The sequence below is a fragment of the Arthrobacter ruber genome, assembly GCF_002954225.1.
GTDB classification, from domain to species: Bacteria; Actinomycetota; Actinomycetes; order Actinomycetales; family Micrococcaceae; genus Arthrobacter_D; species Arthrobacter_D ruber.
In genome coordinates this window covers 53,926-68,712 of record NZ_PPTH01000012.1, presented here as the reverse complement: position 1 = coordinate 68,712, position 14,787 = coordinate 53,926, and the positions used below count along the sequence as shown (strand labels likewise).

The 14,787-nt window shown below is 71.2% G+C and carries 13 protein-coding genes; 9 read left to right on the top strand and 4 right to left on the bottom strand.

Translation table 11 applies throughout. From position 1 onward, the window contains the following. Nucleotides 1-4 precede the first annotated feature (4 nt). Together CI785_RS03165 and CI785_RS03160 are read left to right on the top strand one after the other, a co-directional pair. Nucleotides 5-931, top strand: coding sequence for an alpha-E domain-containing protein (locus CI785_RS03165; protein ID WP_105030655.1), 927 nt, complete (start codon nt 5-7; stop codon nt 929-931). Continuing rightward, nucleotides 928-1,779, top strand: coding sequence for a transglutaminase family protein (locus tag CI785_RS03160; RefSeq protein WP_105030654.1), 852 nt, complete (start codon nt 928-930; stop codon nt 1,777-1,779). Before CI785_RS03165 ends, CI785_RS03160 begins: the two co-directional genes overlap by 4 nt. A gap of 75 nt (nt 1,780-1,854) precedes the next feature. On the opposite strand, the gene glgC is transcribed toward CI785_RS03160, so the two are convergent. Further along, nucleotides 1,855-3,099 (bottom strand): glucose-1-phosphate adenylyltransferase, encoded by a 1,245-nt coding sequence (gene glgC, locus CI785_RS03155; protein WP_105030653.1) that lies wholly within the window; start codon nt 3,097-3,099, stop codon nt 1,855-1,857. 133 nt (nt 3,100-3,232) lie between these two features. Between glgC and glgA the strand changes: the two genes are divergently transcribed. Beyond that, nucleotides 3,233-4,426, top strand: a complete 1,194-nt coding sequence (gene glgA, locus CI785_RS03150; RefSeq protein WP_105030791.1) for a glycogen synthase — start codon at nt 3,233-3,235, stop codon at nt 4,424-4,426. Between the two features lie 136 nt (nt 4,427-4,562). Here glgA and CI785_RS03145 read toward each other — a convergent pair whose 3' ends face one another. Together CI785_RS03145 and CI785_RS03140 are read right to left on the bottom strand one after the other, a co-directional pair. Then, complete coding sequence (locus CI785_RS03145) at nt 4,563-6,701, bottom strand: acyl-CoA dehydrogenase family protein (RefSeq protein WP_105030652.1); 2,139 nt, start codon at nt 6,699-6,701, stop codon at nt 4,563-4,565. Continuing rightward, the gene (locus tag CI785_RS03140; RefSeq protein ID WP_105030651.1) at nt 6,698-7,480 is read right to left on the bottom strand and encodes a TetR/AcrR family transcriptional regulator; all 783 of its coding nucleotides are present in this window, start codon (nt 7,478-7,480) and stop codon (nt 6,698-6,700) included. Before CI785_RS03140 ends, CI785_RS03145 begins: the two co-directional genes overlap by 4 nt. A gap of 63 nt (nt 7,481-7,543) precedes the next feature. Here CI785_RS03140 and CI785_RS03135 point away from each other — a divergent pair, with 63 nt between their 5' ends. The 6 genes from CI785_RS03135 to CI785_RS03110 all read left to right on the top strand — a co-directional run bounded on the left by CI785_RS03135 (nt 7,544) and on the right by CI785_RS03110 (nt 14,419). Further along, nucleotides 7,544-8,860 carry an acetyl-CoA C-acetyltransferase gene (locus tag CI785_RS03135; protein ID WP_105030650.1) on the top strand — a complete coding sequence of 439 codons (1,317 nt, stop codon included), beginning with the start codon at nt 7,544-7,546 and terminating at the stop codon, nt 8,858-8,860. Beyond that, nucleotides 8,860-10,242, top strand: coding sequence for a 3-oxoacyl-ACP reductase (locus CI785_RS03130; RefSeq protein WP_105030649.1), 1,383 nt, complete (start codon nt 8,860-8,862; stop codon nt 10,240-10,242). Before CI785_RS03135 ends, CI785_RS03130 begins: the two co-directional genes overlap by 1 nt. Further along, on the top strand, nt 10,239-11,162 hold the full coding sequence (locus CI785_RS03125) for a MaoC family dehydratase (RefSeq protein WP_105030648.1): 924 nt from the start codon (nt 10,239-10,241) through the stop codon (nt 11,160-11,162). Before CI785_RS03130 ends, CI785_RS03125 begins: the two co-directional genes overlap by 4 nt. Before the next feature lie 153 nt (nt 11,163-11,315). Beyond that, entirely contained in the window at nt 11,316-12,284 is a 969-nt protein-coding gene (locus CI785_RS03120) for a trypsin-like serine peptidase (RefSeq protein WP_240614973.1), read from the top strand. Nucleotides 12,285-12,413: 129 nt separating this feature from the next. Then, the gene (locus CI785_RS03115; protein ID WP_105030646.1) at nt 12,414-13,670 is read left to right on the top strand and encodes a kynureninase; all 1,257 of its coding nucleotides are present in this window, start codon (nt 12,414-12,416) and stop codon (nt 13,668-13,670) included. Between the two features lie 2 nt (nt 13,671-13,672). Beyond that, nucleotides 13,673-14,419 (top strand): M50 family metallopeptidase, encoded by a 747-nt coding sequence (locus CI785_RS03110; protein WP_240614972.1) that lies wholly within the window; start codon nt 13,673-13,675, stop codon nt 14,417-14,419. 14 nt (nt 14,420-14,433) lie between these two features. On the opposite strand, the gene CI785_RS03105 is transcribed toward CI785_RS03110, so the two are convergent. Further along, complete coding sequence (locus tag CI785_RS03105; RefSeq protein ID WP_105030645.1) at nt 14,434-14,706, bottom strand: hypothetical protein; 273 nt, start codon at nt 14,704-14,706, stop codon at nt 14,434-14,436. Between the last annotated feature and the right edge of the window lie 81 nt (nt 14,707-14,787).

The window sequence follows — 14,787 nt, the reverse complement described above, 5'->3', positions numbered from 1 at the left end:
ACCCATGCTCAGCCGCATCGCTGAATCGCTGTTCTGGATCGGCCGCTACGTCGAGCGGGCCGACGGCACGGCGCGTATCCTCGACGTGCACCTCGAACGGCTCAACCAGATGCCCCTGCCGCAGCAGCGCGAGACGTCCCGGCAGCTGCTCGGCGTCATGGGCAGCAGGCCCGAGAAGGAGGACACCGACCTCTCCGACCTCCTGCAGGCCCTGGCCTACGACCGCTCCAGCGCGACGTCGATCGCCGGTGCCCTCGGTGCGGCGCGCGAGAACGCCCGACGCGCCCGCGAGACGGTCTCCAGCAGCGTCTGGGAGTCCCTGAACACCACCTGGTACGGCCTGACCCAGCACCGCAAGGACGTCGTCGGGACGTACCGGTTCTGCCACTGGGTGGTGGAGCGCACCGCGATGGTGCGCGGGCTCTCGGACACCACCATGAGCCACGACGAGTCGTGGCAGTTCCTCGTCCTCGGGCGCAGCCTGGAGCGCGCCGACATGACGGCCCGGATGCTCTCCACCCATGACGTGCACGCCGCGGGTCTCTCCTGGGTCAACATGCTGCGGTGTGCGGGCGCGTACGAGTCGTTCCTGCGCACGCGCAGGGCCTCCTTCGGCGACCAGCAGGCGGCCGAGTTCCTGCTGCTGGACCGTCTGTTCCCGCGTTCGATCGTCTATGCCCTCAGCGACGCCGAGACGTGCCTTACCCAGCTCAACCCGGCCTACCAGCGCGTCGGCTTCATCAACGACGCGAGCCGGATCGTCGGCCAGGCCAGGACGTTCCTCGAGTTCCACCAGACACGGGACCTGATGTCCGAACTGCCCGAGCACATGGACCGCATCCAGAAGGCCTGCGCCCGTGCCTCGGACGCGGTCTCCCGTACGTACTTCTCCCAGGCCGACGAGCTGGCCTGGGTCGGAGAGGTGTCATGACACGCCTGCTGATCGAGCACCGCACCGGCTACGACTACCTTCGGCGCGTCTCCCTGTCGTACAACGAGGCCCGGATGACGCCGCTCACCGATCCGCAGCAGGTGGTCCTGGAATCCACGCTGAAGGTCAGCCCCTCGAGCGCGGCCGTCGCGACCTACCGCGACTACTGGGGCACCCGCGTGACGTCCTTCGACGTCCACGTGCCGCACGAGCACCTGGAGGTGACGGCCGTCTCCACCGTCGAGGTGAGCCGGACCGAGCGCGTGCCCGGCGAGGACGAGATCATGTCCTGGCAGGATCTGGCCTCGCCGGCGCTCACGGACGGGTTCGCGGACTGGCTGAGCCAGACCGCCCTCAGCGAGCCCGGGGAGGAGGTCCGGGAACTCGTCGCCGACGCCGTGAAGGGCCTCAACCCCCACGAGGCCGCTCGCGCCGTCTTCGACTGGCTGCGGACGCAGATGGACTACGTGCAGGGGGCCACCGGTGTGCAGACCAATGCGCGGGACGCCTGGGAGGAACGGAAGGGCGTCTGCCAGGACCTCGCGCACGTGGCGATCGGAGCCCTGCGGAGCCTCGGCATCCCCGCCCGGTACATCTCCGGCTACCTGCACCCGAGGCGGAGCGCCGGCATCGGCGAGACCGTCGCCGGCCAGTCGCACGCCTGGGTGGAGTGGTACGACGGCGAGTGGCGGGGCTGGGATCCGACCAACAGCGGACCGGTGAGCGATTTCCACGTCTCCGTGGCCCGCGGGCGGGACTACCGGGACGTCTCCCCGCTCAAGGGCATCCTGTCCGGCGGTGGAGGCTCCACCCTCAACGTGACGGTGGCGATCACGCGGGTCGCCTAGGGCCCTGCCTGCATATATGAGAAAGGCCCGGCGAATCGCCGGGCCTTCCTCTTGTATGGAGCGGGATCGCCCCGGTCAGGCCGGCGTGACCAGTTGGCCCTTGCTCACGATCGTCAACCCGGACTCGGTCACCGAAAAGCCGCGCCGGCGGTCGAGCTCGGCGTCCACGCCGATCTGCACACCTGCCGGGATCCGCACGTTCTTGTCGACGATGGCCCGGCGCACCACCGCACCGGAGCCCACGGTGACCTTGTCCAGGAGGACGCTGCCGGTCACCTCGGCCGCCTCGTCGATGAACACGTCCGTCGCGAGGATGGAACTCTGGACAGCGCCGCCGGAGACCACGACGCCCGCGGACACGATCGAGTCGTGGGCCTCGCCCGACCGCCCCGAGGAGCTACGGACGAACTTCGCCGGTGGTGAGACGCTCTGCCGTGTGTAGATGGGCCACTGCAGGTTGTAGAGGTTGAACAGCGGCAGGGGCGAGATGAGATCCATGTTCGCGTCGTAGTACGAGTCCATGGTGCCGACGTCACGCCAGTACTGGCGGTCGCGGTCGGTGGCCCCGGGGATGTCGTTCGTCGTGAAGTCGTACACCGCGGCGTCGTTGCGCTCCACGAAGTAGGGGATGATGTCCCCTCCCATGTCGTGCTTGGTGTCGAGCCGCGCGGCGTCGTCCTCGAGGGCCTTCACGAGGGCCTCCGTCGTGAACACGTAGTTACCCATGGACGCGAGGAAGCTGTCGGGGTCGTCGGGCAGGCCGGGCGTCGTCGCCGGCTTCTCGACGAACGCGGCGATCCGGCCGGGATCGTCCTGCGCCGTCTCGATCACGCCGAACTGGTCCACGAGGTTCATGGGCTGGCGCACGGCGGCGACGCTGACGGACGCGCCGCTCTTCACGTGGGCGTCCACCATCTGCTCGAAGTCCATGCGGTACACGTGGTCCGCGCCGATCACGACGACGATGTCCGGCTGGGCGTCGTGGATCAGATTCAGCGACTGGTAGATCGCATTCGCGCTGCCGAGGAACCAGCTCTTGCCCCGGCGCTGCTGCGCCGGCACGGAGGCGATGTAGTTCTGCAGCTGCGTGGACATCCTCCACGTCTCGGAGATGTGCCGGTCGAGGCTGTGGGACTTGTACTGGGTCAGCACCACGATCTGCAGGTAGCCGGAGTTGACGAGGTTCGACAGCGCGAAGTCGATGAGCCGGTAACTCCCCGCGAACGGCACGGCCGGCTTGGCCCTGTCCGCGGTCAGCGGCATCAGCCGCTTGCCCTCCCCGCCCGCCAACACGACGGCTAGTACTTTCTTCGGTGCCACTTCTGACCCCCCGCTCTTCCTCGAGTGTTCTGCGTGCCCGGGCGGCGGCCGGCCAGGGGCCGGTCCATGCCTCCGGAAGCCTTCCGGTCTCCTCACACTAGAGGACTCCGACGCACTGCACTACGTTGGGGTGGTGCGAATAGACATTGTGACCAAGGAGTTCCCGCCCGAGATCTACGGTGGAGCGGGGGTGCACGTCGCCGAGCTGAGCCGGGTCCTCGCGCCGCAGGTGGACCTGCGGGTCCACGCGTTCGGCGCGCCACGCCCGGAGGACTACCACGGCGCCACGGTGCTCTCCTACGGAGTCCCGGAAGGCCTGACGGGCGCCAACGCGGCCGTGCAGACCCTGGGCACAGACCTGCAGATCCTCGGCGGGGTGGCGGGCGCGGACCTGGTGCACTCGCATACCTGGTACGCCAACATGGCGGGCCACCTGGCCTCGCTCCTGCACGGCATCCCGCATGTGCTCAGCGCCCACAGCCTCGAGCCGCTGCGCCCCTGGAAGGCCGAGCAGCTCGGCGGAGGCTACGCGCTCTCGTCCTGGGTGGAGAAGACCTCCTACGAGGCGGCGGCCGCCGTGATCGCCGTCTCCGCCGGCATGCGGGCGGACATCCTGCGCAGCTACCCCGACGTCGACCCCGGCAAGGTACACGTGGTCCACAACGGCATCGACGTCTCCCTGTGGGCGCGCGACGAGGACGACGACGCCCTGCGCGCCCACGGCATCGACCCCGACCGGCCCAGCGTGATCTTCGTAGGGCGCAACACCCGCCAGAAGGGTGTGCCCTACCTCCTGCGGGCGGCCGCGCACCTGCCCGCCGACGTCCAACTGGTCCTCTGCCTGGGCGCCGCGGACACCCCCGAGCTGGCAGCCGAGACCGAGGTGCTCATCTCGGACCTGCGGGAGCGGCGGGGCTCCGTGGTCCTCATCGAGCAGATGCTGCCGCGGCGCGAGGTCATCCAGATCCTCAGCCACGCCACGGTCTTCGCCTGCCCGTCCATCTACGAACCCCTGGGCATCGTGAACCTCGAGGCGATGGCCTGCGGCGCCGCCGTCGTCGCCTCCGCGACCGGCGGGATCCCCGAGGTCATCGACGACGGAGTGACCGGCACCCTCGTGCCCCTGGAGCAGGTGCAGGACGGCACGGGCACCCCGCTCGATCCCGAGAGGTTCGTGACCGACTTCGCGGCGGCCCTGAACGCCCTCGTCGCCGATCCGGCCCGGGCCAGCGCCATGGGCGAGGCCGGGCGGCAGCGGGCGGAGCAGCACTTCGGCTGGGACTCCATCGCGGAGACGACGCTCGGGGTGTACCGCAGCGTCCTCTGACGCGGCCGTCTCGCCGGGGCAGGAAAGCCCACGACACGAGGAAGGCCCGGGACGTGACGTCCCGGGCCTTCCTCGTGCCGGGAGCGACCCGACGGAGCCGGGCTGCCGATCCCGGCTCCTCCACCCGACCCTTCGGTCAGCGCGGCGCGCGTACCTTCGCGGTCTTCGTGGCCTTCCTGGCCTTCCTGGCCTTCTTCTCCTTGGCCTCGCGGGCCAGGAGCGTCTTCTCGTCGATCGGGGCGTCACCGCTGGCGCGGTGGCGTCGCAGGTACTCGGCCGCTTCCTCCTGGCGCTCCTGCTCGGCGCCACCGGCGACGGCGGAGCGCAGGTGCTCCGGGCCGTAGCCGAACGCCTCGACGAGATCCAGGGCGTGCGGGCGGATCTTCACCAGCAGGCGGTTGATGTAACCGTCCAGCGTCCGGGCGCGCTGCGAGGACAACCGGCCGTTCATCAGGAACCAGGCGAGGTCCTTCTGGATCAGGCACAGGCCGAACAGGTCGCGCAGTCGCGTGAGGACCTCCCGCGTGCCCGGGTCCTCGAGCTTCTTCAGTCCGCGCGTGAAGGCCTCCCACTGCAGCAGTTCGGCGTGCGCGTGGGCCACCTCGATGAGCTCGTCCTGGTGCTCGTTGAACAGTGCGGCAGCCTTCTCCTGCGACATGCCCTTCGCTCCGCGCAGGACGGCGGCGAGCTCGGCCACGCGGGCCTGCACGCGGTCCGTCAGCAGTTCGCGCTGCGTGTCCTCGTCGCGCAGGGCGATCGCGGACTTCTTCTCCGAGCCGGAGTCGGCGACGGTCTGGGCGACCCGCCGGAGCCCCGAGCGGTGCAGGGTCCTGCCCGCAGCCTGGGTGACGACATACCGGGCGAGCACCCCGAAGTCCACGCCCTTGAACTCGCGGGCGTAGTCCGTCAGCAGGCGCTTGGCAACCAGCTGCAGCAGGACGGTGTTGTCGCCCTCGAAGGTCACGTACACGTCGAGGTCCGCGCGGAGCGAGGCGAAGCGGTTCTCGATGAGGAACCCCTGCCCGCCCGTCGCCTCGCGGCACTCCTGCAGCGTGTCGAGTGCCAGCCACGTGCTGAGCGGCTTCAGGGCTGCGGCGAGGGTCTCGAGGTCCTGGCGGTCCTCGTCGGTGTCGTGCTCGCCGGAGAAGACGCCGTCGAACTTCTCGAGGAGTTCCTCGTGCGCGAAGGACGCCGCGTACGTCGCGGCGAGGCGGGGCAGGAGCCTGCGCTGGTGCCGCTGGTAGTCCATCAGCACCTCCTCCTTCAGGTTCGACGACGCGTTGAACTGGCGGCGTTGCGTGGCGTAGGTGATGGCCGCGGTCAGGGCCAGCTTGCTGGCGGCGACGGCGGCGCCGTCGAGCGAGACCCGGCCCTGCACGAGGGTGCCGAGCATCGTGAAGAAGCGGCGCCCCGGCGAGGCGATGGGCGAGCTGTACGTGCCGTCCTCGGCGACGTCGCCGTAGCGGTTGAGCAGGTTGGTCCGCGGGACCCGGACGCCGGTGAAGTGCAGCCGCCCGTTGTCGATGCCGTTGAGGCCGCCCTTGACGCCGTCGTCCTCGCCGCCCACACCGGGCTTGAAGGTGCCGTCCGCGTCGCGCAGCTCCACGTAGAGGCCGTGCACGCCGTGGTTCACGCCGTTGGTGATGAGCTGTGCGAAGACCACGGCGGCGCGACCGTCCACAGCGGCGTTGCCGATGTAGTCCTTCCAGGCGGCGCGGAAGGGGGTGTCGATGACGAACTCGTCGGTGGCAGGGTCGAACGTGGCGGTGGTGGCGATGCTCGCGACGTCGCTGCCGTGGCCGGTCTCGGTCATGGCGAAGCAGCCCGGGATCTCCATGTCCATGATGCCCGGCAGCCACGCCTCATGGTGCCGTTCGGTGCCGAGGTGCAGCACGGCGGAGCCGAAGAGGCCCCACTGGACGCCCGCCTTGATCTGCAGCGAGGGGTCGGCGACCACGAGCTCCTCGAACCCGGCGATGTTCCCGCCGTTGTCGCCGTCGCCGCCGAAAGCCTTCGGGAAGGCGCGGTGGACGGCCTTCTGTCCCACGAGGTAGTGGAGCTGGTCGAAGCAGCGCAGGCGGTGCTCGGTGTGCGTGAGGCCCTCGATCTTGTGCAGCTCCGGGCGTCCGGCGAGTTCCCGGGCGATCCGGCGGACATGGGCCCAGCGGCCGAGGAGCAGCTCCCCGAGCTCCGCGACGTCGACGGTGGCCTGGTCGTCGTCCCTGATGTCGGCCGTCGCGGGGATCTGCTGCGGCCTGGAGATGGTGTCGGTCATGGCGTGTCCTTCGCTGGTCGGCGGATTGCGGGGGAGGTCCGGGAGGGGGCGGCAGGGGAGTGCCGGGCGGCCGGCGCTACGAGGTCCTCGTAGCGGCTGATGCCGTCGAAGAGCCAGTCCGTGATGTGGCGGGCCATCTGCTCCTCGCTCGGTTTGTCGGGTCCGTCGGGCGTGCAGAGCCAGTGCTCGCCGGCGGCGCGGACCATGCCGATCGCCGCCGCGGGCCAGTACCGGGGCGCGGCGTCGTCGGGGCCGGCCGCCCGGTCCGGGGAGAGCAGGTAGGCGCGCATGGGCCGCGCGACCATCTCGGTGATGGCGGCGAGGAAATGGGCGAGGGTGTCCTGGTCGCCGTCGTCGGCCGCCGCGGATTCGGCGATCCCCACCCGCGTCACGAAGGCGTAGACGTTGGGCGAGGTCTGGGCCATCTGCAGGTAGGCGAGCACCATCGAATGGAGGCCCTCGCGGGGCGTGGCTGCGGCCTTCGCGGCGTCGATCACCTTCTGCTGCATCTGCCCGATGACCACCTCCGCCATGGCCCGCTGCAGACCGGTCTTGTCGCCGAAGTAGCGGTAGTAGACCGACTTGGAGGTGTCGGCGGCGGCGGCGATGTCCTCCATCGACGCCTTCGGGCCGAGGGAGCTGACGGCGCGCCGCGCGGTCTTGATGAGCTGCCGTCGCCGCTCGGCACGGTGCTTCTCCCAGCGGCTGGAGCGTCCGTCGGGGGCCGTCTGCCCGTCGGGCACCGTGGAGGCACTCTTGAGGGCAGTGCGCAGCTTCATGATACCTAGCGTATCAGGTACGCTAGGTATCGGTAATCCACCCTCTCGCACCAGGAGCACTCCATGGCAGATCAGCACGGGGCGCGCAACGCTGCCCCCACACCCCGCACGGCAGTCGTCATCGGCGGCAACCGCATCCCCTTCGCCCGCTCGGGCGGGGCGTACGCCTACTCGTCCAACAAGGACATGCTCATCGCGGCCCTCGACGGACTGGTCGCCCGCTTCGGCCTCCAGGGCGAGCGCATCGGCGAGGTCGCCGCAGGCGCCGTGCTCAAGCACTCGCGCGACTTCAACCTGACCCGGGAAGCCGTGCTCGGCTCCGCACTCTCGCCCGAGACCCCCGCCTACGACCTGCAGCAGGCCTGTGCCACGGGGCTCGAGACGGTGGTGGGGCTCTCCAACAAGATCAGGCTCGGCCAGATCGAGTCGGGCATCGCCGGCGGCGTCGACTCCGCCTCCGACGCCCCCATCGCCGTGAGCGAGGGACTGCGGCGCGTGCTGCTCGACCTCTCGCGCGCCAGGACGACGCAGCAGAAGCTCACCACCCTCGCCAAGCTCCGCCCGAAGGACCTCGCACCCAATGCCCCCAGCACGGGCGAGCCCCGCACGGGCCTGTCCATGGGCGAGCACCAGGCCCTCACGACGGCGGCCTGGGAGATCACCCGCGAGGCGCAGGACGAGCTCGCCTTCCGCAGCCACCGGAACCTCGCGGCCGCCTACGACCGCGGCTTCTTCTCCGACCTCATGACCCCGTACCGCGGGGTGACCCGGGACGCCAACCTCCGCGCGGACACCTCGCTCGAGAAGCTGGCGAGCCTCAAGCCCGTCTTCGGCACGTCCCTGGGGACGCCGGCGACCATGACGGCGGGCAACTCGACCCCGCTCACCGACGGCGCGGCCGTCGTCCTGCTCGGCAGCGAGGAGTACGCGACGGCCAACAACCTGCCCATGCTCGCGAACGTCGTCGACGCCGAGGCGGCGGCCGTGGACTTCGTCCACGGGGGCGAGGGACTGCTCATGGCCCCGGTGCACGCACTGCCCCGCCTGCTCGAGCGCAACGGCCTCACCTTCGAGGACTTCGACTTCTTCGAGATCCACGAGGCCTTCGCCGGGACGGTCCTCAGCTCGCTCGCGGCCTGGGAGGACGCCGACTACTGCAAGCGCGTCCTCGGGCTCGACGGCGCCCTCGGCAGCATCGACCGCTCCAAGCTCAACGTCAACGGCTCCTCCCTCGCGGCCGGGCACCCCTTCGCCGCGACCGGCGGGCGCATCGTCGCGTCCCTCGCCAAGATGCTCTCCGAGCGGGGCGGCCGCGGGCTGATCTCCGTCTGCGCCGCGGGCGGCCAGGGCGTCGTCGCGATCCTCGAGGGCAGGAACTGATGGCCGACGCCTACCTGGACCTCGTCAACACGCCGTTGCCCGGCAGGATCGCCAAGGCCCTCGGCCTGCCGCGGCCCTCGGTACTGCGGCGCTACTTCCCGGTGGAGGTCCTCGCCCCGCAACCCGTCCTCGTGACCGGAGCTGGCGCCGGAGCCGACGCGCTCGCCGATGCCCTGCTGGGCTGGGACGTCGAGGTCCGGCGGCACGTGCTGCCCGGCGAGAAGCTGAGCGCCGCCGTCGTCGTCCTCGACCGCGCGGGCACCCCGGCCGACCTCGCGGCCCCGATGCTCGAACTCGGGCAGGCCGTGAGGCTGCTCGTGCCGGGCGGGCGCGTCGTCGGGTTCCTCCGATCCGCCGCCGACACCACTGATCCCGCGGAGGCCGCGGCCCGCCAGGGGATCGACGGCGCCCTCCGGTCCGTGGCGCACGAGCTGCGCGGTGGCGCGACGGCCAACGGGATCGTGCTGCGCGGCACCACCCCGACGACCGACCCCACCGCCCTCGGTGCCCTGCGGTTCTTCCTGTCCGGCCGGAGCGCCTACGTGGACGGCCAGTTCATCGAGGTGACCTCCGCTCCCGCCGAGGGGGTCGCGGACCTCGCCGCGGCGAACCGCTCGATGTCGGAGTGGGAGGGCGTCCCCGACCAGCCCCTCGCGGGCAGGACCGCCGTGGTGACCGGCGCCGCGCGCGGCATCGGCGCGAAGATCGCCGAGGTCCTCGCCCGCGACGGCGCCCGCGTGGTCGCCGTCGACGTCCCCGCGGCGGGCGAGCAGCTCGCCAGGGTGGCCAACGACGTGGGCGGCACCGCCCTGCAGGTGGACATCACCGCCCCCGATGCAGCCGCCCGCATCCTCGACCACGTGGGCCGGCGCTTCGGGACGCTGGACATCGTGGTGCACAACGCGGGCATCACGAGGGACAAGCTGCTCGCCAACATGGACGCGTCCCTCTGGGACTCGGTCATCGCCGTGAACATCGCATCCCAGTTGGCGATGAACGAGCAGCTCCTCGCCTCGCCCGTGTTCTCGGACACGGGGCGGATCATCAGCCTCGCCTCGACGAGCGGCATCGCGGGCAACCGAGGGCAGAGCAACTACGCCGCCTCCAAGGCAGGGGTGATGGGCATGGTCCGCGCACAGGCCGTGGCCTTCGACGGCGCCGGCCGCACCATCAACGCCGTGGCGCCGGGCTTCATCGAGACGGAGATGACGGCGAAGATCCCGCCGCTCACCCGTCAGGTGGCGCGGCGCCTGAGCAGCCTGCAGCAGGGCGGGCTCCCCGTCGACGTCGCCGAGACCATCGCCTTCCTGGCCTCCGACGCGGCAGCGGGCATCAACGGGCAGGTGGTCCGGGTGTGCGGGCAGAACCTGGTGGGCGCGTGAGCGGGGCGCTGACGGAGGACGTTCCCCTCGACGGTGTGCCGAACCTCCCGCAGCTCTACCGTCAGGCGCTGGCGCTCACCGTGCGGCGCAGGATCCGGAGGGAGGCCCTGCCCACCGTCCTGCCGGCCGTGCGGCACCGCGCCGACGGCGTCGCCGTGGACCTCGGCGCCCTGACGCGGTTCCAGCACCTGATCGGTTCCACGGCGCGGGACCGCCTGCCGTCGGCGTACCTCCACACCCTCGCCTTCCCCGTGGCCATGAGCGTCCTCGCGCGGGCGGACTTCCCGCTGCCCCTGCTGGGCATGGTCCACCTCAGCAACGAGGTGCACCAGGACCGGCAGGTCGGGGCGTTCGAGCACCTCGACGTCATGGCCCGGGCGGAGGACCTGCGTCCCCACCCGGCCGGCACGCAGGTGGACGTCGTCGTGGAGACGAGCGTGGACGGCGAGCGTGTCTGGACCGGCCGCTCGGTCTACCTCGCCCGCGGCGTGCGGTTCGACGGCGGGACCGCGGAGCCCCGGGGTGACGAGGATCGCCCGCCGTTCGCGGCGCCCGTGCCGACGGGTCTCTGGCGGCTCGACGCCGGGACGGGCCGGCAGTACGCCGCGGTGTCCGGGGACTGGAATCCCATCCACCTGAGCGCGACGTCCGCCAGGGCGCTGGGCATGAAGCGGGCCATCGCCCACGGCATGTACCTCGCCGCCCGCATGGTGGACGAGGCCGTACCGGCGCCGTCCGGGGCGCTGGACTGGCGGATCGACTTCACCACGCCGGTCCTGCTCCCCGGGACCGTGACGACCTCGTTCACGCGTGAGCAGCAGGACCGCGGGGCCGGCGTCGGCGGAGGGCTCGTCGAGGTGATGGGCTGGTCGGCCGAGCGCCGGCGGCCGCACTTCACGGGATGGGTACGCGCCGAATAGTTCCATGCCGCCGCGGCCCTGTCCAGAGCCCGCATGAATTTCGGGGGCACTTCCTCCGAAACAGCCGTTCGCACTGGCAGGGCCCCGGGGCCCGGGGCACACTCCAGGAAGCAGCCCGCGCAGGCTGCCCCACTGTATGGAAAGAGGAGTCACGTGAACTCTCGAGGTCTCAAAGCCGGCATGATCGCTGCGTCGGCCCTGATGGCATCAGCGCTGATGACAGCAGGTCCCGCCCAGGCAGCACCGGCAGTACCGCCCATCGACGCCGTCGTCGCCGGCACGCAGTCCCACCAACAGGACCAGAGCCAGGCGGCGCTCGACGCCTACTGGACCGCCGACCGCATGAAGAACGCGAGGCCTGCGAACACCATCAACTCAGGCTGGGCCGCCGAGGGCCGGTCGGTCCTGCCGAAAGCGGGCCAGGAGGCGGTGACGAAGGCACCCAAGGAGCCCGTCGTCGAGCCGCGCGCCACCGCGCAGTCACCCGTCTCCCGCATCGGCAAGGTGTTCTTCACCCAGGGCGGCCAGAACTACGTCTGCTCCGCCAACTCGGTGCAGAGCGGAAACCAGAGCACGGTCGCCACCGCCGGCCACTGCACGCACGACCTCGCCACGGGCTGGGCCACCAATTTCGTCTTCGTCCCCGCGTACAGCAACGGCGCGGCGCCCTACGGCAAGTGGACGGCCCGCTCGCTCCACGCGGCCAGCGAGTGGGTCTCGCGCGGCGACATCAGCTACGACGGCGCATTCGCCGTCGTGAACACCCTCAACGGCAGGACCCTCGCGGCGACCGTCGGCGCGTCCAGCATCGGCTTCAATATGGCGCGCAACCTCACGTACACCGCCTACGGCTACCCCGCGGCGACGCCGTTCACCGGCGAGCGTCTCTACAGCTGCTACGGGACGGCCTCCGCGGACCGGATCGGCGGCACGCAGTCGCAGGGCATCCCGTGCGACATGACCGGCGGCTCGTCGGGCGGCCCCTGGTTCGTCGGGTCCGGCGCGTCCGGCACGCAGAACTCGGTCAACAGCTTCGGGTACAACACGCAGGCGAACGTGATGTACGGGCCGTACTTCGGCCGCTCCATCCAGTCGGCGTACTCCACCGCGGCCTCCCGGTAGCCCGCGGGCACGCGCACTGATCGATCGGTGGGAGGACGGTCCCCCCAACGGGGCCGTCCTTCCGCCGTCTGCGGCCACCCGCGCCGCCGTGACCCTGACCGCCCGGGCGGGTCCACCTAGACTGGGGCCATGACCGGCCCCACCCTCGCCCTCCGCGCGGCGGACCTCGACACCGCCGACCCGCTCGCCCACCACCGCAAGCTCTTCCTCGGCTCCGACGACGGCGCCGTGCGGTCCTACCTCGACGGCAACTCCCTCGGCCGCCCGCTGGCCACCACGCTCGACAGCCTAGGCTCGTTCGTGGAGACCCAGTGGGGCGGGCGCCTGATCCGGGGCTGGGACGAGGGCTGGCTCGAGCTGCCCCAGCGCATCGGCGACCAGCTGGGCCGCGTGACGCTCGGCGCGGCGCCCGGGCAGTGCGTGGTCGCCGACTCCACGAGCGTCCTGCTCTACAAACTCGCCCGCGCCGCAGTCGCCGCACGCCCGGACCGCACCGAGATCGTCGTCGACCGCGACAACTTCCCCACGGACCGCTTCATCGTCGAGGGCATCGCCCGCGAGCGCGGACTCACGCTGCGCTGGATCGACGTGGCGTACGACGGCGGAGCCACCCCCGCGGACGTCGCCGCCGCCGTCGGACCGCGAACCGCGCTGGTCCTGCTCAGCCACGTGGCCTACCGTTCCGGGTACATCGCCGACGTCCCCGCCATCACGGCGATCGCCCACGACGCGGGAGCCCTGGTGCTGTGGGACCTCAGCCACTCCGTGGGGTCCGTGCCCGCGGAGCTGGACGCCTGGGACGTCGACTACGCGGCGGGCTGCAGCTACAAGTACCTCAACGGCGGCCCCGGCGCTCCGGCCTGGGCCTACGTGGCCGAACGCCACCTGCCCACCCTGGACCAGCCGATCCTCGGCTGGCTGGGCAGCGCCGACCCCTTCACCATGGGTGCCGCCTACCAGCCGGCGGAGGGGATCCGGCGGCTCGTCTCCGGCACCCCACCCATCATCGGCATGCTGGCCATGCGCGAGATGCTGGATCTCATCGGGGACGTCGGCATGCCGGCGGTCCGGCGCAAGTCCGAGCTCCTGACCGCCTTCGCGGTGGACGCGGTGGACGAAATGCTGGCCCCGTTCGGCGTCGTGCTCGCCTCGCCGCGCACGGCGTCCGAGCGGGGGAGCCACATCACCATCGACCACCCCGCCTTCGCCGGCATGGTGCCCGAGCTGTGGCAGGAGGGTGTCATCCCCGACTTCCGCAACCCGGGCGGGATCCGGCTGGGACTCTCGCCGCTGTCAACCTCCTTCTCCGAGGTCGCGGTGGCGGTCGAGGCTATCGCCGCCCGCCTCGCGACCTCGGGCGGTCCCGTTGCGGGCGGCAGCGCCTGAGCGTGACGCCCTTCGACCCGGCCCTGCTCTGGGAACGGATCACCGGCGGGTTCGCCCGCGCGCTCCCGCCGGAGATCGGCGTCGCCGGTCTCACCGCGATCGTGGTGGTGGCCGTCGTCCTGTCGGTGCCGCGTCGCTCGTGGCGGTTCTTCGGCCTCTTCGTCACCGTGGTGCACGAGCTCGGTCATGCGGTGGCCGCGCTGCTGACCCTGCAGCGCGTCACCGGGATCACGCTGCGCCTCGACCATTCCGGGACCACCACGAGCAGGGGGCGCCGCGGCTGGCGCGCAGCCTTCACGACCTTCTGGGGGTATCCGGTGCCCGCCGTCGTGGGTGCGGTCCTCGTCTGGAGTGCCGCCCACGGCTGGGCCGCCGCAGCGCTCTCCGTGGGTGCGCTGGTCCTCGTGGCCGCGCTCGTCCTCATCCGTAACGGGCAGGGAGTCCTCATCCTGGGCAGCAGCGCCGCCGCGTCGCTGGCGCTTGTGTGGTTCGGGGGAGGGGCGCCGGCCGGCTATGTCTGCCTGGTCCTCGGTATCGCCCTGCTGGTGGGGTCGTGCCGGGACTGGGTCAAGGTGGTGCGCGTCCACGTACGGCAGCGGGACCTCGCCTCCTCGGACGCCTTCCTGCTGCAGGGTGCCACGCGCGTCCCGTCACCGGTGTGGCTCGCGTCCTTCGCGCTGGTCATCGGGACCGCGCTCGCCGTGTCCGTCGGACCGCTGGCGCTCATCGCCGGGCCCGCTCTGGGCTGAACGGGCGTCAGGGATCAGCCGCAGCGCCGTGTGCGGCCGGAGCTGTAGGGAGCGCCCTGCTGCCGGCACAGGTCGTCGAACAGTTCGTTGACGGCCTGCGCGATGCAGTCCCGCTCGTGGTCGGGCAGGTCGATCAGCCCGTGCAGGTAGGCGTTGACCTCGTACTCGTCGATGCCACCGCCCATGCTGAAGTAGTGGAGCCAGAGCTCGCCGGTCGAGATGTTGGCGCGCTGCATGGCATCGAACGTCAGGGCGTACTGGTCCTGGTCGGGGGTCGTCTCGTCCACGCCATCCATTCCATGCGTTCGGGCCACTCGCGGCATGACCCGTGGTGCGGGTCGCTCTCCAGGCCAGCATACGCACGCCCG